Origin of the sequence: Micromonospora sp. KC723 (assembly GCF_004348595.1) — a bacterium.
GTDB lineage: Bacteria > Actinomycetota > Actinomycetes > Mycobacteriales > Micromonosporaceae > Micromonospora.
In genome coordinates, this window is sequence record NZ_SMKD01000049.1 from 20,025 (window position 1) to 38,053 (window position 18,029).

Below are 18,029 nucleotides of genomic sequence, written 5' to 3' on the forward strand. Positions count from 1 at the left end.
GCGGTCACGGCGCTGGCGGTGACGATCCGGTCGTCACCGCCAGCATCCCCGGTGGGCGTGACGGAGGCAGGCTGTCCTGCCCCGCTCAGCCGATCTTGCCGGTTCCGGCGCCGGCCATGACGGTGGCCGGCACGGTGTTCGCGTTGTCCAGCGGGTAGCCGTACGGGATCGGGTCCACCCCGGTGCCGGTGCTCTCCACCGGGCCGGACCCGACGAACAGGTTGTGGCGCTGGACCACGTTTCCGGGCGGAGAGTCGGCGTAGCCCACCGCGATCGGCCGCGGCACGTTCTCGAAGTAGTTGCCCTCCACGAGGACACCGGCCTCCACCGTCGACGCCACCCCGTAGACCTCGTTGTTGTCGAAGTAGTTGTTGAACACGTGTACGGGGTTGCCGTACCGCACCCGCGGGTTGCGCTCGGCGCTGCCGTCGAACCAGTTGTGGTGGTACGTCACCCGCAGGCGACCCCGATCGGCGGTGTTGTCGTCGTCGTGCCCCAGCAGCATGTTCTTGTCGTGCGTGGTGTGGTTCCACGACACCGTCACGTAGTCCGATCCGTGCTTGATGTCCACGGAGCCGTCGGCGCCGCCGCCCGCACCGGTGAACCGGTTGTGATCGACCCAGATGTGGTGGGCCTGGCCCTCGACCTCGATCGCGTCACTGGTCCAACCCGTGAAGACGAGGTTCCGAACGATGATGTTGCTGTAGCCGCTGCTGATGTTCAACCCGCCACCGCGGAAGCCGGAGTTGGCTCCCACCCCGATGATCGTCTTGTGGGAGTGGACGTCATTCATCGCGTCCGGCATGGTGATCATGCCCTGTACCTGGATGATCAGGCGCTCGTTCGACTCCAGCAGGTCGGCCAGGGTGGGGCCGTCGGTGACGGTGACCGTCCGGCCGCCGGCTCCACCGGTGGTGCCGCCGGCCATCGACGCCCAACCGATCGGCCCGTCACCTGGCGGGGTGGTCGGCGCTGGCGTGGTCGGTGCCGGCGTGGTCGGTGCCGGCGTGGTCGGTGGCGGAGTGGTGGCCGGCGGGGTCGGGCTGGTGCCCAGCTTGCCGACGCCAGCCCCGGCGCGCACCGCCGCCGGCACGTCCGCGCACGGCTGCGCCGTGTACTGGTACGGGATCGGCAGGACGGTTCCGCCGGTCTGGCCCGGTGCCGAGTTGTCGAAGCAGTTGTCCCGGGCGGCGATGCTGCCGCCCGAGCGGTGGAACGTGTCCTCGACGTTCTGGAAGTAGTTGCCCTCGATCAGGACACCCGACGCGGTCGCCGCCCTGACCCCGTAGTCCTCGTTGGCCAGGTAGTAGTTGTTGTACACGTGCACGGGATTGCCGTACCGGGTCCGCGGGTTGCGCTGTTGCGTGCCGTCGAAGAAGTTGTGGTGGTAGGTGACATGTAGCCGGCCGGCGTCCTGCGCGCTGTTGCCGTCCGCGTGCCCGAGCAGCATGTTCTTGTCGTGGGTGACGTGGTTCCACGAGATCGTCACGTAGTCCGACCCGCGCTTGACGTCGACCCCACCGTCCACGCCGGCGCTGTTGAGGACGGCGTTGTGGTCGATCCACACGTGGTGGGAGAACATCTGCACGTTGATGGCGTCGTCGTCCCAGCCGCTGAAGGTCAGGTTCCGGATGATGACGTTGTGCACCGCGTTCGCCGGTGGCGAGGTAATGCTGTCATCGATCGGCAGTCCGATGTTCAGGCCGCCCCCGGTGATCCGGGCCGTGGAGCCCAGCCCGACGATGGTCTTGTCCGAGCTGACGTCGTGCATCGGTCCGGGCAGGTCGATCGTCCCGGAGACCTGGATCACCAGCGGGCCGGGCCGGGCGATCGCCTCGAGGAACTCACTCGCGGTGTCGACCGTCACGCTCGGGCCGCCCGCGCCGCCGGTGGTGCCGTTCTGTCCCAGAGCGTTCATGGCCGCGTACCCGTCCGCCTGGCCGTCCGGCGGGGACGGCGGTGGCGAGCTCGTCGGCGGTGAGCTCGTCGGGGGCGAGCTCGGCGACTGGCCGCCACCAGGCTGGTCGGTGACCAGCACATCGTCGAACGAGGCGCTCGCGTACAGCGTGGCCAGGCCTATCCGGCCCGAGTTGAACGTGCCGTCACTGGCCGACACCACCTGTTGTCCGTTGACGTATCCGCGCAGCTGGCTGCCGAACGCCTCCAGCCGGAGCGTGTACCAGGTTCCGGTGCTCACCACGGAGGGTGCGGAGGCGAGGGTGGTGTGGCCGCCCGAGGTCCGCTTGCCCAGCACGACCTGGTTGCCGTTGGTCAGCGCCAGGTAGTAGTAGCTGGTCATCGTCTGGGCCCGGCCGATCACGCCGACGAGGCGGCCGGAGCCGCTGCTCCAGGTGATCGGCTTGACCCGTGCCTGCACGGTTTGGTCGCTCCACGTCGAGCCGGCCTGTGCCTTCGCGTCCGAACCGGTGCTCGACTGGCGGTACACCAGTGAGCCGTCGTTCACCACCGACCAGCTGCCGCCCGAGCTCGACCAGCCGGTGGCGTTCGCGTCCTGGAAGTCGTCACCGAACATCGTCGCCGCGTGTGCGGCCCCGATGGACATCGACAGCATCGCGGCGACCAGGGCTGCCGCCGCGGTGCCGGCCAGCAACCCGCGGGGCGCTCGGCGCCAGGCTGGTCGACCAGCGGTGTGAGCCTCGCCAGCGGCGGGAGTCGCAGATCTCATCATCCCTCTCCTCTCGGATCTTCCGACCTCGACCGGCCCCGGCGTCGACCATCACCATGGCCGTGACTCGTCGGGGTGGCCAGGGTGCTGACGCGGCAGGAGCCGGCTCTGCGCGGGAGGGCCGGAGTGGCCCACCGGTGCGGTGCCGGTAACACGTCGGAAACCGGGTGCACCCAACGATAGGGAAAGGGCTTTCTTGTATTCAATACATTCAATATGCAGGTCTATTGCAGTAAATGCGCGCAAAGGCCCTGGCCGGGCTGTTCGATGCCCGGGATTGTTCGATTCTGTCCGGAGCTCAGTCTGCCGTCATTTGCACCTCCTTTGCCGTGGCTGGTCGGCATCCATTGATGCGGACCGTTGCCTTCGTCGTCAACCCCGTCGGTGCTGAACAAGGAGTGGCGCCGGAGCGTTCCGACCATCCGCACCAACACGCCGCCTCCTCACGCCAGATGGGGACAGTTGACCCGACCGGCTGGCCCGGTCCGTTGTGGTCATGACGCGCTCGGCCACGCCCTGGTCGCAGGGCCCCGGCAAGCGGTCACGACTGCTCGCGGGGGCGTGGTGTGGTGGCCATCGGCCGCAGCGGCGCCCCGTCGGCCAGCGGGGGAGCGTCAGGAGTGGGCACCGTCCGGGGGAGCAGCGCGGCGAGCCCGGCGCGCGTGGCGACCACGATCAACCGGTCGGTGCGCACCAGCGGCCGGCGCTCCGGCAGCGACCAGATCGTCTGTCCGGCCCGGCCGGTCCGCATGGCGAGGACACGCACCGCACCGGGCCGCGTGACCTCGTGGCAGTACCGACCCTCGAGTTCGGAGCCGGCACCCACCGGAAGGTCGGCGACCAGCAGCACCCGACGGCCGACCGAGATGGTGTCGATGACCTCGCGACCCATCATGGCGGCCGCGAACGCCGGTGCCGCGAGATAGGACACGCTGCGCGACTGGTTGATACCGAAGGTGCGTTGGATCCGCTCCGCGAAGCCGTCGTCGAACAGTCGTAGTACGACCCGCAGTGGCGCCACGGTTGTGGCCGACGAAGCGTGGTGCGCCTCGTGCGCGGACCGCCCCGACAGGGCGGTCTCCAGGTTCGTGACAGCGTCGGAGGTCAGCACCACCAGCGCCCGGCAGGTCTGCACCGAGGCGGCCCGCAAGGTCTCCGCGCGGGTCGCGTCCCCGACGATCACGGGCATGCCCAGCCCACGGGCGACCGCCACGCCGCGGGCCGAATCGGTCCGGTCGACTGCGACCACCGGAATTCCGAACGAGTGCAACTCCTCCATCACCCTGGTGCCGATGTTGCCCAGACCAACCAGAACCACATGGTCGTCGATCGGGTCGGTGAGTCCGCCGGCAGCCACCGCCAGACGGGCATGTACCAGTGAGTCCACCATCAGGGCGGTGATCGTGGGCAGCAGTGCCACTCCGGCGATCACCAGCACCACCGCGGTGACCTTCTCGGCCAGCGGGGCGGCCGGATCGGCGTCGGCGCCGCCCAGGGCGGTGAGCAGCGTCAGGTAGCCGGCCTCCGCGGGATTCAGGCCACGGGTGTACGCGAACAACGCACTCGCGACGGTGAACAGTCCGACCGTCCCGGCCAGTGCCAGCCGCAGGTTGCGGTTGAACACCAACCCGACGGCCCGCAGCACGCGAGGGCGCCGGCGCGGCGGGGCCGGCCGCCGCCGGCCGTAGGTTCGGACGAGGACCAGGCCGGCGGCCGCCTGGTCCGCCGGGAGGACGACCGGCTCCGGACCGTTCGTGTCGGCCAGGCCGCAGACCACATCGGCGCTGGTCGGATCGAGGGCTGCGCGCATCGCGGTGCACACCCGTTCGTCGTCGGGCAGCCGCAGGTACGTCGGCGTGCCGTCGCCGAGCGCGGCGGCGACGAACGCCGGCGCGGCGATCTCCGACCCGGACAGCACCGCGCAGTCCCCGAGCATCGCGGCCACGCCCTCGCCGAGCACCGGGTTGAACAGCCGCACCACGAGCCGTACCTCCGGAGCCAGCTCCCGGACGACCATGGCGGCGTCCACGTTGGTCACGTCGTCGCCGCTGACCAGCGCCACGGCGGCGGCGTCCCGGACGCCGGCCCGGTCGAGCACCTCACCGGTCAGGCGACGCGCCACGATGATCTCCGGACGTAGTCCCGCCACTCCGGTCTCCGGTCCGAATTCGGCGATGTCCGGCGCGTGGTCGTCGGTCAACGAGGACAGCACCACCGTGACGGCGACACCGTAGCGGTCCACCAGCTCGGTGACCAGGCGACGGGCCAGCGCACCGTCCCCGCAGACCACGAACCGCTGGCTTGCCGGGTCCGCCTCGGTTGCTTGCTCGGTGTCATCGGACACGTCCGCATGGTAGCCATCCGCCGCTCGTTGAGCCGGACGCCGCCGGCCTCCGGTGATGAGCGACGAGCCGGACGTCCGAAGCTGGCTGGCGTGTGGTTCGGCCATCGCAGTGCCGGCCGGAGCGCCGGCGGCCAGCGGATCAGCCAGGAATCTCGCGGGGGTCGCGGCTGCGGGGGTACGTGTTCTTCCCGCCGATGGTGCCGTCCTGCTTCTTGATCACGGTGGCCCCGGACGTTTACCTGGCCGCGTACCGGATGGCCCAGGAAGCATTGACCAACGTGGTCAAACACGCGCACGCGAGCACCGTCGAGCTGTGGACCACCTGGACCGTCGACGGTTTCCGGCTCGCCGTCGCCGACGACGGCGTCGGGATCGGCGCCGCTTGCGGGGGCGGGGACGAGCCGGACGGTCACGGGTTGATCGGCATGCGTGAGCGGGTCGCGGCGGCCGGCGGGGAGGTCACCGTTGGCGTCGGGCTGGAGGGACGTGGATGCACAGTGGAGGCGGTCTTCGCATGATCCGAGTAGTGGTGGCTGACGACCAGGATTTGGTCCGGGCCGGTTTCGCGACGATCCTCGACCTGCAGGACGACATCGAGGTGGTCGCCGAGGCCGGCAACGGTGTCAGTTGGTGGCGCCAGCGGTTGGCGGTAACCGGCGGGCACCGGGTGCGGCTCGCGGTCCTCACGGCCGGCGGGATGCTGCTGATCCCGATCGGCCTAGCGTTCGGTCTCCTACAGCCCTGACCGCTGCCGGGTGTTCCTGGTCGTACTGGTGACGGGCGAACAGGGCCAGCCGCCCGGGCTGTCGCAGTAGTGACGGCGGAACGCGGTGGGCCTTTCCCAGGGGACGGCGGCGGGGTGCGCCCTGGGTCGCGGACAACCACCGATCGCCGGTGGGTCGCATCGGGTCGGCCTGAGATCGGGGTAGCCAACCGAAGCACCCGTAGCCGGTGGGAGCCTGCTGCCGACGGCAGCAGGCTCCCACGTCACGGATCGCCGGCGATCTCATCTCCACCGGGCGGTGTGCGTGGCGCTCAGATGCGGGTCCACCGCTGGTTCGCGGCACCGGAGCAGGTCCACAGGATGAGGGGTGAGTTGTTTGCGGTGGCGGCCTGGTTGACGTCGATGCACTTGCCGGACTGGACTCCGCGGATGGTGCCGTCGGCCTGCATCGTCCACTGCTGGTTGGTGCCCCCGTTGCAGGGCCAGAGGATCACCTTGGTGCCGTTGGCGGTTCCCCTGTTGTCGGCGTCGAGGCACTTGCCGCCGATGCGCAGCTGGCCGGAGGCAGCGGTCACGACCTGGGTGAGGCCACCGTTGCAGTCCCAGATGGCCGCCTGGGCGCCGTCGTTCGGGGCGCCGCCGAGAATGTCCAGGCAGCGGTTGGATCCGACACCGCGCAGGCTGAAGGTGTCGGTCGGGGTCGTGGAGCCGGTCCGCACCCGGTACATGACCACCCCGTGCGGCGGGACGGTGGCGCTGATCGCGCCGGAGGTGTTGCTGGCCGCGTGGGTCCAGACCTCGAACGTGTGGTAACCGCTCGCCGCGGGCATACCGATCTCGGCGGCGGTGGTGGAGATCGTCGCGGTGCTACCTGACCGGTTCAGCAGGGCGACCGCGACGGAACCGTCGCTGAGCGGCTTGGCCCACACCTCGGTCTCGCCGAAGTCGCGGACCCGCTGGGCCTGCCGACCCAGCGAGTCCTGGTTGATGGCCAGCACGTCGGGGTCCGTCAGCACGGTGCGTACGTCGGCGGGCATGGTGGTGATGTCGTTGCCGGCGATCAGCGGGGCGGCCATGATGGCCCACATGCCGAAGTGCGCCCGGTTCTCGGTCGGGCTGAACGTGCCGCGTACGCCCACCTCGAGCATGTCGGGGTCGTTCCAGTGCTGCGGGCCCGCCCAGGAGTGCAGCGGCGCCTGCACGTCGAGGATCTCGGTGACACCCATGAAGCAGTCGGCGCGGCAGCCGCTGCTCCACTTGTCGGTGATGTCCTCGGTGGTTCGCCACATGTCCGCCACCGGGCTCCAGTCGAAGGAGGGCCCGGTGTTGGAGTGCGCGCTGTTGGAGTTGATCGAGTAGACGATCGGTCGTCCGGTGGCACGCAGCGCGTCGCGCATCTTCGAGAAGCTGTCGATCTGGTCGTTGAGGGTGCCCCAGGGCGAGCACCAGTCGTACTTGAGGAAGTCGACGCCCCAGGACGCGAAGGTGTTCGCGTCCTGCTGCTCGTGGTTGAGGGCACCGGTGGCGCCGCCGATGGCGTTGAAGTACTGGGCGCAGGTCTCCTCACGCGGCGCCTGGTAGATGCCGAACTTCAGCCCCTTGCCGTGGATGTAGTCACCCAGCGCCTTCATGCCCGACGGGAACCGTACGGGATCGGAGCGAAGGTTGCCGGCGGCGTCGCGGGTCGTGGCCTGCCAGCAGTCGTCGACGACGACGTACTCGTAGCCGGCCTCCCGCATGCCGGAGCTGACCATGGCGTCCGCGGCCGCGCGGATCTTGACTTCGTCGATGTCGCATCCGAAGGTGTTCCAGCTGTTCCAGCCCAGCGGCGGCCGGACGGCGGGGCTGCCGGGCGCCGCCGCGGCGGGCGAGGCGGCGAGGGTGAGTGTGGCCATGCCGGCCAGCGCGGTGGTTAGAGCGGCGAAGGTGGCTGTCAGCGGCCGCGAAACTGCTTTCACGAGTACCTGCCTTGTCGGGGTGAGGACGGGTCACCTTGGGTCCGGGACCGGAAACGACCACCAGGGTGCAGCGGCCGGAACCGGTGGGGACGTCTGCCGCGAAGCCGGGCTGTGCCCCAGCGGTCATTGCCAGGGAGGCACCGGGGCGACCGTCCTCGCACCGGCGATGAGCTTTTGGCCAGGACGGAGCGAAGGTGTGGGGGTTGCGTGCCTTCGGGGACGGACGGCAGGGGGGTTGGCCATGGCGTGCAACCGATGCGGGGGGCGATTGCTGGGGCATTCGGCGGGTTCAGTCGTGGTGTGGCAGCAGTGTTATCGCTCACATGTCGGCTGTCAAGGATCTCGGGTGCCGGCCATAGACCGCTGCGCCGTCGTCGAGATAGTTCCAGAGGTCGAGGCGGCGCCGTGGCGGTGATGGCGAACGCGACGGCGCCGGGACGTGATCCTCACGTCCCGGCGCCGGTCTCAGTGGATGTACTCGGCGGCCTCCCGCCCGGCCGGTCCGGCGAGCGACCAGGCGATCAGCCCGCCGAGCGCGAGCACGGCCGCCGTCACCGCGGCCGCCGCGTTCTGCGGCACCTGCGCCTGCCACGTCGCGACGGCACCCACGGTCCCGGCCTGCGGATACACCGCCGCGATGCCAGTCCAGACCAGGGGCAGCAGCCACGCCCGGGCGGCGCCGACCGTCGCGGTGCCCAGCGCGGTCAGACCCAGCAGGCCGACCGCGTCACGGAGGACCAGGGCGACCGGGCCGAACCGCGCCCCGGTCGGCAGCGTGGCGGCCAGGACGAGCGAGACGACCAGCAGGGCGGCGACCAGGTGCACGGCCCGCCGCCAGGGCCAGCGTATCGACGCGGTGCGTTCCAGAAGGTCATCCGGTCCGGCCAGGGTGGCCGACAGCACCGCGACCATCAGCAGCACGGTCAGCACGACCGTGACCGGGGCGGCGTCCCGACTGCCCGGAAACGATCTCCGGCACCACGGCAGCCGATGGGCGAGCCCGCCACGGCTGTCGATCCGGACCGGGATCCGTACGACGTCGTCGCGCCGGGGCGGCTGGGCCTCGTCGGCATCGTACGTGCGGGTGTCCTCGTGTACCGCGAGCGCGGCCATCCAGATCGCGTGTGCGCCACTGACCCGGTTGTCGATCGTCTGGAAGTGATGGTGCTGACTCGTGCCGTGGACCGGCGACAGCACCGCGGCCAACCAGTCCGGCGTGATCAGCGTGCCGAACAGCGTCACCAGGGCACCGGTCGCACCCCGCGCGGGAGCGGTCGCCAGGGCGGGCAGCAGCCGCCCGATCCCCAGGCCGAGCCAGGCCGCGCCGATCAGGGACAGCACACCGACCGCCGTGACGACGGTGAAGTTCAACACCGGGAAGTAGCGGGCGGTGGTGGCGATCCAGGCGGCGCCCGCCAGGATCGCCAGCAGGTACCCGGCCGCCAGCGCGACGGCCATCGCACCGAGGGCCGGCGCCATCCGCTGCCCGCGGGCTCGCTCGGGCGGTTCGCTGGTGCCACCTCCTCGTGCGAGCCACTCTTGAGCGTCCAGCCAGGAAACGCCTGCCGGTAGCGGCCCGCTCCCGCTTCGACGGGCGGACGGCGGAGCCGGCAGGGGCCACCTGCCCGTGGTCATGCCCGCGACGGCGGTCCCCCGTGGGCGCGGAGGCGGAAGGGCTCTTCGGCTCATCACGGTCGATGGGCAGGTCAGCCGCCGGCGACAGGGAGGCGCAGAATACGTGCCCATGCGTCGCTACACTCAGTCCAGCGCGCGGCCCGACGCAGTGCGGCCGACGAAGTTCCGGTGTGGACGGGGAGACAAACTGTGACCGGTCAGAAGGCAGCACCGCCCGGCATCGACATGAACGTGCCGAGCGTAGCCCGGGTCTATGACTTCATGCTCGGCGGCAAGGACAACTTCGCGGTCGACCGTATGGTCGCCGAGCACGCCCTCAAGATCACACCGGACGGTCCGCAGGCCGCCCAGGCGAACCGCGCCTTTCTGCGCCGGGTGGTCCGGTTCCTCGTCGCCGAGCAGGGCATCGACCAGTTTCTCGACCTCGGATCGGGACTACCCACCCGGGGCAACGTGCACGAGGTGGCCACCCGCCACGACCCCCGGGCGCGGGTGGTCTACGTGGACAACGACCCGATCGTGCTGGCACACGGGCGGGCGCTTCTGGCCCACGACGGAACCGCCACGGTGATCCAGGCGGACGCGCGATCACCGGAGGCCATTCTGGAGCACCCGGAACTCCGGCGGTTCCTGGACTTCGATCGTCCGGTCGGGCTGCTGCTCTTCGGGATCCTGCACCACATCCGGGATGACGAGGACCCGAAGGCCATCGCGACGACGTTGTGCGCGGCCCTTCCTCCCGGCAGCTACGCCGCGATCTCGCACTTCCGCGACCCCGGCGCGCGGTACCCGGCCGCCTCCGACAAGGCCCGGGAGGTGGAACGGATCTTCAACCAGTCGCTCGGCACCGGCCGCTGGCGCACCGACGAGGAGATCCTCTCCTTCGTCGAAGGCCTGGAGGTGGTCGAGCCGGGCCTGGTGCCGCTCGCCGAGTGGCGGCCGGAGCCGGGCGAGGGCTCCCCGAAGCAGACCGACACCTACCAGACCTTTGTCGGGCTCGTCGCCCGCAAGCCGTGACGCCGGTATCCGATCCATCCGCTCCGGGCCGCGCATCGGCCAACCGCTCGGTCTCATCGCGTTCGCCGTCGGCCCGGCCCGGCGCCCGGGACACGCATCGGACGCCATCACGGCGGCGTCGGGGATGATGCCTGCCATGAGACGCAGCCGACGGACCACCGTCACAGTCGCGATCGCGGTCACCGTGGTGGGGGTGGCGGTCGCTGTGCTCGGCTGGGGGCCGGGCGGCGTGGAGGCGGCGAGCTGGGTGGCGAGCATCTTCAGCCTGACCGTCGCGGTAGTCACCATCCTCGGCGGAGGGATCGGTACCCGGGCGGACAACGGATCGGAGGGCGGGCGGAGAGCGGGGCGGAGGCCCGATCGGCGCGCCGGAGGGCCAGCGCCCCGGCGCTGGAACCCGCCGCCTTCCCGCTCCGGCGCCGCAGCCGTGCTCGTCCTTGGTGGACTGGGCGCCGGGCTCGTGGTGGTCCTGCTGCTCGGCGTAGCACTGATCGTGTTCGACTGATCCGTTCGTGTTCGACTGATCCGTCGGAGCCGTCCGCCCGGGAACCCGTTCGGTCGCTGTCGACAACCCGACGGAAGATTCGTTCCCAGCCGTGTCCCCCCTACGCTCCTTCCCGTGACGAGGCAGCTGGTCAGGGTCACTGACCAAGGGGTGGCGTTCGGCACGGCGGTCGCCCGGATCGCCGAGTCGCTCAGTCCGTTGGGCACGATCGCTCGGATCGTCGCCGAATCCACCGCATGCGCGGTGACGATGAAGGAACTGGATGTCGCCGGCCGGCGGATCGACGCGACCACCGAGGTGACCCTCACCAGGTTGGAGAACCGCCGCAAGGACGCGGCGGCGTCGCTGTACGAGCTGCGCCGGCAGGTGGGCCGCAGCGACCTGACGGCGGAGGCGCTGCGCCAGTGCATCCGCAACATGCGGCGCGCCCTCGGCCGACCGGGGACAACGGTGGGGGAGGCACAGGTGTACGCGGAACTGATCCGCGACTTCGGTGACGATCTGCTCCGCCACCACTCCCAGCAGGGCGATCAGGTGCTGACCGGCATCGACCTGGTGCTCAACGGCGCTGACACCGGACGGCACCGGCGGGGCGGCCGTCCCGGACCGGCCACCACGCCAGCGACCGGGCGGGCTGCCCGCCTACCCGACAACGCCGGTGCTGCCGGGCGAGCCGGCCACGGCGAAGGGCCGTCCCGGAGCGGCAATCGGGTGCCAACGGAGAACGCCCGGGCCGTTGACGGCGACCGCCCGGCGCGGCAGGGTAAGCCGCGAAGTGGCGACAGCCGCGCCCGGGACACGGACAATCCCACCCGGGTCGGCAAGGGCCGGCCACAGCGCGGCAGTGCCGCCGTCCAGGATGGCCAGACGCGGCAGGGAGACGTCGCGGCGCAGGGTCGGGCGGGCCGGGCGCAGCGGCAGGCCCATCCGCGCGCCGACCAGCCGCCCCGGGACGACGCGCAGGACCGGCGTCGACACCGACGCGGTTGAGGTGGCCCGCCGCTCATCCGGCTGCCTGCCGGTTCTCGTCCTGCTCCTGGCACCGTGTCTTCTCGGGTACGCGATCGGCCTACCCGTGCTCGCCCTGGCCGCGCCGGCGCTCGTGCCCTATGTCTACCTCCACGATCCGGCCCAGTTCGCGGAACACCGCACCTTGGCGCTGTCGACACTGGCGGCCGCGCCGGTGCTCGCTTTCCTGCTGGTCCGCTGGGCCAGCCCCGTCGGCGGGCGACTGCGCGGCAACCGCACCCGGCCCGCGCCGGCACCGGCGAAGGGCAGGTTCAATCCGCGTGCCCGCCAGCCCAGGCCGGTGCGGGGATACCTGGGCCGCATCGTTCTGCTGCTGAGTGCCACCTCCACGACGGCACTGTGGCTGCTGCTGCGCAGCAACGACGCACGCGGTCCGCAGGCGATGCAGGAAACCCTGACCCTGGTCGGCGGCGTCGCCGGGGCGACGGTCGTGGTGCTCTTCGCCATCCGCCGCTGGGACCGGCCATACATCGCGCCGGTCACCCTGACGGCCGTCCGTACACAGGCCCGCCAAGCCGAGAAGGCGTTACGCCGGGTACGCGCCGACAACGTACGCGTCGAACGGCTGGTTGCCGAGGTCTCGGCGAAACTGGCGGCGGCACACACCCAACGCGACTTCGCCACCATGCGTACCCTGCACACCGAATCGTACGGATGCGCCGACAGCGTGTACGCGCACTACCGCTCGGTGCAGGAGTCGCTGAACACCATGACCCACACGGTCAGGCGCGTGCGGATGGCCAGGTGGCAGCCGGCGGGTGCCGTCGTCCGGGCGGTGAACCGCGGGGCCCGCACGGAGGCGGCGCAACTGCGGGTGGCCACGGCCGGGCTCGCCGCGACCGTCGCGAGCCTACAGTCGGAAACGGCCCGCAACCGGAAACTCGTCGATCAACTCAACATCCGCACGGCGGACGTCAAGCACCGGATCCGCGACGGGTACGGTGCGGTCGGGTTGCGGTGGTTCGAAGACCTGGAGGCACGCCGGGAGGCGGCCCGCGCGGCCGAGGGCAAGCCGCTGCGGGCGGCACGCTGACCGGAGGCGACGCCTCCGATGGACAGTCCGGACGTGGCACACCGTCGCGCAGTTGGCCGTAGTCCCGCGCCGGCTGACCCGGCCACTCGTCGCGTAGGGCCTCGTCTCGTCAGCGAGCCATGGGTCCCTGACGGTGTTGAATGGCGGTCAGGGCTCGTTCGACCCTCTCCTCGGGGTAGGGCGTTGCCCGGTCGACGCCGAACAGGTCCCAGTAGAAGTCGTTCATGACTGCTGCTGCCGGGGCGTACCGGCGGATCATCGCCGCTATGACGGGTGGGGCGGCGGTGGGTTCCGCGCCGGCCGCGCACGCGCGGACGTACTCGTTGCGCCGCACGGGTCCGCCGTCGGCTGGCGTCGCGATGCCGCAGACGTTGGTGACCAGCCAGTTGACCAGGCGCATCAGCGCATAGCCGAGATCGTGGGTCCGGTTACGGCGGAGGAAGACCTTCTCTTCGGCCGAGAGGTCGAACCGGGGGGAGGTCGCCAGTCCGAAGTCGGCGAGGTACAGGCGCCGGCCGTCGGTGAGCACATTGCCGAAGTGCGCGTCGAAGTGCACCAGCCCGTGGGTGTTCATGAACGGCACATCGGTCAGTAGACAGGACTCAACCATGGTGCACGCCGCTGTCACGGCGTCCGGGCCGGCCGTGAGCTGGACGGCGAGCCAGTCGTCGAGGGTGCGTGGGATGAACTCCTGGAACAGCACGACGCTCGCGGAGACCTGGGCCCGGGCGTGCAGGCGGTCGCGTACCGCCGACGACGCGCCCCAGTACCGGACGGTGGCCTCGACGTCGGCGTGCTCCTCGGCCGGCGGTGGTGCCCCGGGCAGCACCCGCCAGTGGTAGAGCAGCGGAAAGGCCGCAGTGCGCCCGGCGATAACCCAGGTCGTCGCCATGACGTTGGCCGCCAGTTCCCGCCAGGCGCCGAAGCCGGGCGAGCCGACTCCGTACTGGCACAACGGCGGCAGCCCGAACACGTTCGCGGTCGACATGACGTTCTCCGCCCGGCGCTCCAGGTCGCTCAGTGGTACCCGCTTGGCGAACACCGGCACGCCCGCCACCTCACACCGCACCGAACTGCCACCGATTCCTGAACCGAGCACCTGTGCCCGTTCCACCATCGCGGCCAACTGTTGATCGCTGTGCAAGGCCAACGCGCTGGACACGTCGCTGTACCTGCTGACGCGCTCACCGTGCGACATATCCAACCGGACACCCCCGTAGCTCCAACGTCTCCTGCCCCCGGCGCGGCTGGCCTCGTACGAGACCAGCGGAGTGTGGTCACGCTGCCGTGCCGACCTCGCGCGGGCCGCCGGAGCGGACCTGCCCGGACGGTTCCCTCGGAGTACGGCGGCTACGACGCGTTCGGCGCGTGTCATCGCCTGACCGATCCGGCCAGCGATTCACGTTGGTCAGCGAAGATCGGTCATTGGGTGTTGCGTAGCTTGAGAATGTACGTCGCGGTAAGCGCAACAGCGCGGTCTTCGTCATGTGACAGATCGGCGAGGGCGTGTGAGGCCGTGGTCCCCGGGATGCCCGCGAGCGCCTGCGTCAGCCGTCGACGTGCAGACGATCCGAGGGTGCCGTGGACGAGGCGATCGACGAGCCTGGCAGCGATCTGATCCGCCAGTGCGGGGTCACGGGCCAGCGCGCTGAGCGCGTCGGCTGCGTCGACGTCGTTTGTCTCGTCGACGACCATGTCGATGAGTGTCGGGACCGTGTCGGCTACTCCACGTGCCCCGAGCGCCAGAGCTGCGTGCCTGCGTACGACGATGTCGGAGTTCGTGAGGGCGGCCTGCAGCAGTGCGGTCGCCGCACCGTTCGGCATCTCGGCGATGCACTGGACGGCGCGTCTCCGCACCTCGGCTACGGGTGAGCCGAGGCCCTCCGCCAGCAGCGCCAGTCCGTGCTCGCCCGATTGCGCCAGAGCCCATCGCAGGGCTCCGGCGACGTTCGGGTCCGTCTCGCTCAGCGCTGCCTCGACCAGTGCTTCCACTGGCAACGGCACCTCTTCGACCGAGGACAAGGCGGCGCGCTGGCGCTTCCCGGCGCTCTCCGACCCCAACGCCTGGAGCAGCGCGACGATCTGGAGGACGTCCTGCCAGTCGGCGGGTTCCGCGGCACCGATGCGACGGAGTCGTGTGAGCAGCTCGGTCTCACGTGCGATGCGTTCTCTCGTCTGATGGATGAGGTCATCGACGAGCCCTGAGGGCGTGAAGCCGGGATCGTCCAGCGCGCGCTTGACTTCCCGCAGTGACAGCCCCAATGACCGCAGGCTCTCGATATGGAAGATCCGCCGGATGTCCTCGCTGGAGTACTCCCGATAGCCACCCTCGGTACGACCCGTCGGTCGCACCAGGCCGAGCGAGTCGTAGTGCCTGAGCATGCGGGCGCTGACCCCGGACCGTCGTGCCACATCACCGATCAACACTGCCTGTCATCCCTCCTGACCGGTCGTGCCGAGGGCTACGACGCGCTTCGCCTCCTCGATCGCGTACTCGAATCCGGCGTCCGGGTCGCGCAACAGCCGCCCGGTGGCGATCGCGTGGTGGCGCACCCGGGGGTCGAGGTCCGTCATCGCGGCGCGCAGGGCCGGCTCGATTGTCTCACCGAGCGCGACCAACGCCCGGCTGAGGCTCAACTGCGTCTCACGCTCGCCGCGCCCGAGCTGCGTCGCCAACACCCCGGCCAGCTCGGGTTCTTCACCTTCGGGCACGAGTACGACCGCTGCTCGCCAGGCGCTCCGCGCCACCTCGTCGTCGGGGTCGGTCAGCAGCGCCCGGGTGATCGCCGGCCACGCTCGCCGATCCCCGATCTTGGACAACGTGTGCAGTGCCTGGCTCCGTGCCTGCGCATGCTCCGAGCGGAGCTCGTCAACGAGCTTTGGGACCGTCATTGGCGACGGGTGGCGGGTGAGAGCCCACGTGAGCATGTCGCGCACGTAGAAATCGGGCTCGATCGCGCATCGTTCGATGAGCTTGTCGATGAACCGCGGGTCAGGGGTCGTGCCGACCGCCAACGTCGCCTGCAACCGCACCGATGGACTGCTGTTCTCCAGCCCCTGGAGAGCTCGGATGGTGTTCGCGTTCTCTTGCGGCATGGTCATCGGGACCACCTCCTCGGCCACAGTGAAGGCCTTGCCACTGTGTCAAGGTCAAGCGGGACCACGTCATCAGCGGGTGACAGCGCCGGTTTCTCGTCGCCGTCGGCGGGGCTGCGCCGCTACCACGAAGCCGACACTCTCGCGCACCTCGGCGACACCCAACACGCCACCGGCGACGCCGACGCCGCCCACCACACCTGGCGGCTGGCCCAGGAAATCCTCGATGCGCCCGGTCACCCTGACGCCCGAGTCAACGGACGCGGGTGGCGAGGAGATGACAAGCCGCCCAAGACCGGTGGATCGGCTTCGGGCCACACCCAAAGGGCGTACCTTCCGAGTGATCGATCCGATGCCCGGGCAGGGATTCACGCCGGGTCAGGCAGGCCCGTCAGCGCGACGCCCGCCCCACAGGCCGGTCCGCGGCATCCGTCGGGCTGAACGCACCCGCGTGGTGTCTGCACGTCGGCACCACGGCGGGCGCGAGCGATCACTCGTCCTGCTGTCGCACCGGGACACGCGGGTTTCCCGCGGGCACGAAACGGGACCACGCCGCGGCGGCGCCCGAGTGGTAGATCGTCAACCTGCGGGGGGCGGCCCCGACGAAAACGTCGGTTTCCTGCGTGGGCGGTTGGTCGCCGAGGTAGACCGCGCGCAGCTCGGGGTTGCCGCGGAAGGCGCGCGGGCCGAGCCGGCTGAGGTTCGGCGCGTACACCGTCGCCAGGTTCGGGTTGTTCGTCACCGCGTCGTGCCAGGCGGTCGTCAACCTCGGGGCGTAGACGTGCCGTAGGGCGCCGAAGCCGGTCAGGCCGTTCTTGTCGACCACGGTCAACCTCGGCAGCCGTAGCACCCTCACTCCGGTCCCGGACCGGGCGTCGCCGTTGAGGTCGAAGCAGTTGATGCCGATGTACTCGAGTACCGGAAAGTTCACCGACTTCAGCGCGTGGGTGTCGTTGAGCGCGTTGCGGCCGAGGGACACCAGCCGAGGGGCGTTGACGTACTCCAGCCGCGAGGTGTCGTCGAACGCGAAGTCATCGATTTTGGTGACCCGGGGCAGGTTCACCTTGACCAGGTACTGGTTGCGGCGGAACGCGTCCCTGCCGATCGACGTCACGCTGGGCAGGTAGAGGACGCTCAGCTTGGCGTACGGCCGGTGGCCGAACCCCATCACCCCGATCGACCGCGCCGCCCGCAGGCTGACCGATTCGAACGGGGTGTTGCTGAAGGAACCGGCCTTCACCTCTTCGAGGTCATCCAGGGTGAGATGCCTGACCCACGTGTCCCACCAGCCGTTGAACCACAGGTACGGCGACCGGCCGCCACGCGCCGTCTGCCCGGCGCACGGCAGGTCCGAGGCCGGCGTGCATTCCTTTCCACCCGGCAGCGTCTTGAGGTTGTAGATGTAGAGCCGGGTGAGTTTGGTGAGGCCCAGCCCACCCTCCGCGGGCGGCCGGTGCAGCGCCTGGATCGCCGCGAGATCGGCGTCGTTCAGCGCCGTACCGCCATCGAGGTAGACGGCCAGCCCGCTGGCCCGGGTGAGCGCCTGCCCTGCCTTGGCCAGCTGGTCCTTCAGCGGTGGCCGACCAGCGGTGGACACGTCGTAGCGGATGGTGAACGTGCCCGCCGGCAGCTTGTGGTCACCCGGTTCGGTGTGCCGGTAGGTATGGGTTTCGCGCCGCCGCAGCACCGGGTCGGTGGTGAATACCTGGTCCACGCCCGGGTCGACGCCTGCCTCGACCTTGGCGTTCCGCGCATAGGGGTTGGCCTTCCGGGCGGTGGTGGGCGTGGGCGTGGGCCCGGCGACGGCGTCCGTCGGGGCCGGTGCGGAGATGGTCGGCGTCGGCTGCCCGCCCGTCGGGCCGCCCGCCGGGGTGCCGCAGGCCGCGACCGTGAGGACGAGCCCGGCACACACAAGAACCTGCTTCATCGAGTCCTCTCACCGCTGCGTCGCAACCTGCCCGCAGGACATTCGAACAAGGTGGAGGCCATGGATGTCATGGTG

At 70.3% G+C, this 18,029-nt stretch carries 15 protein-coding genes; 6 read left to right on the top strand and 9 right to left on the bottom strand.

The window, feature by feature from the left end; translation table 11 throughout:
• Positions 1-85 precede the first annotated feature (85 nt).
• The gene (locus tag E1165_RS13635) at positions 86-2,686 is read right to left on the bottom strand and encodes a polysaccharide lyase family 1 protein (RefSeq protein ID WP_132391381.1); all 2,601 of its coding nucleotides are present in this window, start codon (positions 2,684-2,686) and stop codon (positions 86-88) included.
• 541 nt (positions 2,687-3,227) lie between these two features.
• Positions 3,228-5,030: an NAD-binding protein gene (locus E1165_RS13640; protein ID WP_165945217.1), complete on the bottom strand. Its 1,803-nt coding sequence runs from the start codon at positions 5,028-5,030 to the stop codon at positions 3,228-3,230.
• A gap of 221 nt (positions 5,031-5,251) precedes the next feature.
• Here E1165_RS13640 and E1165_RS13650 point away from each other — a divergent pair, with 221 nt between their 5' ends.
• Together E1165_RS13650 and E1165_RS30740 are read left to right on the top strand one after the other, a co-directional pair.
• Positions 5,252-5,548: a sensor histidine kinase gene (locus E1165_RS13650; RefSeq protein WP_132391385.1), complete on the top strand. Its 297-nt coding sequence runs from the start codon at positions 5,252-5,254 to the stop codon at positions 5,546-5,548.
• Positions 5,549-5,559: 11 nt separating this feature from the next.
• A complete protein-coding gene (locus E1165_RS30740) occupies positions 5,560-5,775 on the top strand; it encodes a hypothetical protein (protein ID WP_371687343.1) in 216 nt (71 codons plus the stop codon).
• A 290-nt stretch (positions 5,776-6,065) separates the two neighbouring features.
• Here the strand turns inward: E1165_RS30740 and E1165_RS13660 are convergent, their stop codons facing one another.
• Both E1165_RS13660 and E1165_RS13665 read right to left on the bottom strand, forming a co-directional pair.
• On the bottom strand, positions 6,066-7,649 hold the full coding sequence (locus tag E1165_RS13660) for a ricin-type beta-trefoil lectin domain protein (RefSeq protein ID WP_207916877.1): 1,584 nt from the start codon (positions 7,647-7,649) through the stop codon (positions 6,066-6,068).
• Between the two features lie 528 nt (positions 7,650-8,177).
• Positions 8,178-9,170: a hypothetical protein gene (locus E1165_RS13665; RefSeq protein ID WP_243704750.1), complete on the bottom strand. Its 993-nt coding sequence runs from the start codon at positions 9,168-9,170 to the stop codon at positions 8,178-8,180.
• A gap of 366 nt (positions 9,171-9,536) precedes the next feature.
• Here E1165_RS13665 and E1165_RS13670 point away from each other — a divergent pair, with 366 nt between their 5' ends.
• The 4 genes from E1165_RS13670 to E1165_RS13685 all read left to right on the top strand — a co-directional run bounded on the left by E1165_RS13670 (position 9,537) and on the right by E1165_RS13685 (position 12,931).
• Entirely contained in the window at positions 9,537-10,364 is an 828-nt protein-coding gene (locus tag E1165_RS13670) for an SAM-dependent methyltransferase (RefSeq protein ID WP_132391389.1), read from the top strand.
• A gap of 136 nt (positions 10,365-10,500) precedes the next feature.
• Positions 10,501-10,869, top strand: a complete 369-nt coding sequence (locus E1165_RS13675) for a hypothetical protein (RefSeq protein WP_132391391.1) — start codon at positions 10,501-10,503, stop codon at positions 10,867-10,869.
• Between the two features lie 114 nt (positions 10,870-10,983).
• Entirely contained in the window at positions 10,984-11,859 is an 876-nt protein-coding gene (locus tag E1165_RS13680; RefSeq protein WP_132391393.1) for a hypothetical protein, read from the top strand.
• Between the two features lies 1 nt (position 11,860).
• On the top strand, positions 11,861-12,931 hold the full coding sequence (locus E1165_RS13685; RefSeq protein ID WP_132391395.1) for a hypothetical protein: 1,071 nt from the start codon (positions 11,861-11,863) through the stop codon (positions 12,929-12,931).
• Positions 12,932-13,040: 109 nt separating this feature from the next.
• Here the strand turns inward: E1165_RS13685 and E1165_RS13690 are convergent, their stop codons facing one another.
• The 5 genes from E1165_RS13690 to E1165_RS13705 form a co-directional block, all read right to left on the bottom strand.
• Complete coding sequence (locus tag E1165_RS13690) at positions 13,041-14,093, bottom strand: serine/threonine protein phosphatase (protein ID WP_207916876.1); 1,053 nt, start codon at positions 14,091-14,093, stop codon at positions 13,041-13,043.
• A 260-nt stretch (positions 14,094-14,353) separates the two neighbouring features.
• A complete protein-coding gene (locus E1165_RS13695; protein WP_132391397.1) occupies positions 14,354-15,358 on the bottom strand; it encodes a HEAT repeat domain-containing protein in 1,005 nt (334 codons plus the stop codon).
• A 6-nt stretch (positions 15,359-15,364) separates the two neighbouring features.
• Positions 15,365-16,027, bottom strand: coding sequence for a HEAT repeat domain-containing protein (locus E1165_RS13700; RefSeq protein WP_207916878.1), 663 nt, complete (start codon positions 16,025-16,027; stop codon positions 15,365-15,367).
• 72 nt (positions 16,028-16,099) lie between these two features.
• Positions 16,100-16,267, bottom strand: coding sequence for a hypothetical protein (locus tag E1165_RS28965; protein ID WP_165945218.1), 168 nt, complete (start codon positions 16,265-16,267; stop codon positions 16,100-16,102).
• A 250-nt stretch (positions 16,268-16,517) separates the two neighbouring features.
• On the bottom strand, positions 16,518-17,954 hold the full coding sequence (locus E1165_RS13705; RefSeq protein WP_132391399.1) for a leucine-rich repeat protein: 1,437 nt from the start codon (positions 17,952-17,954) through the stop codon (positions 16,518-16,520).
• Positions 17,955-18,029: the final 75 nt, after the last annotated feature.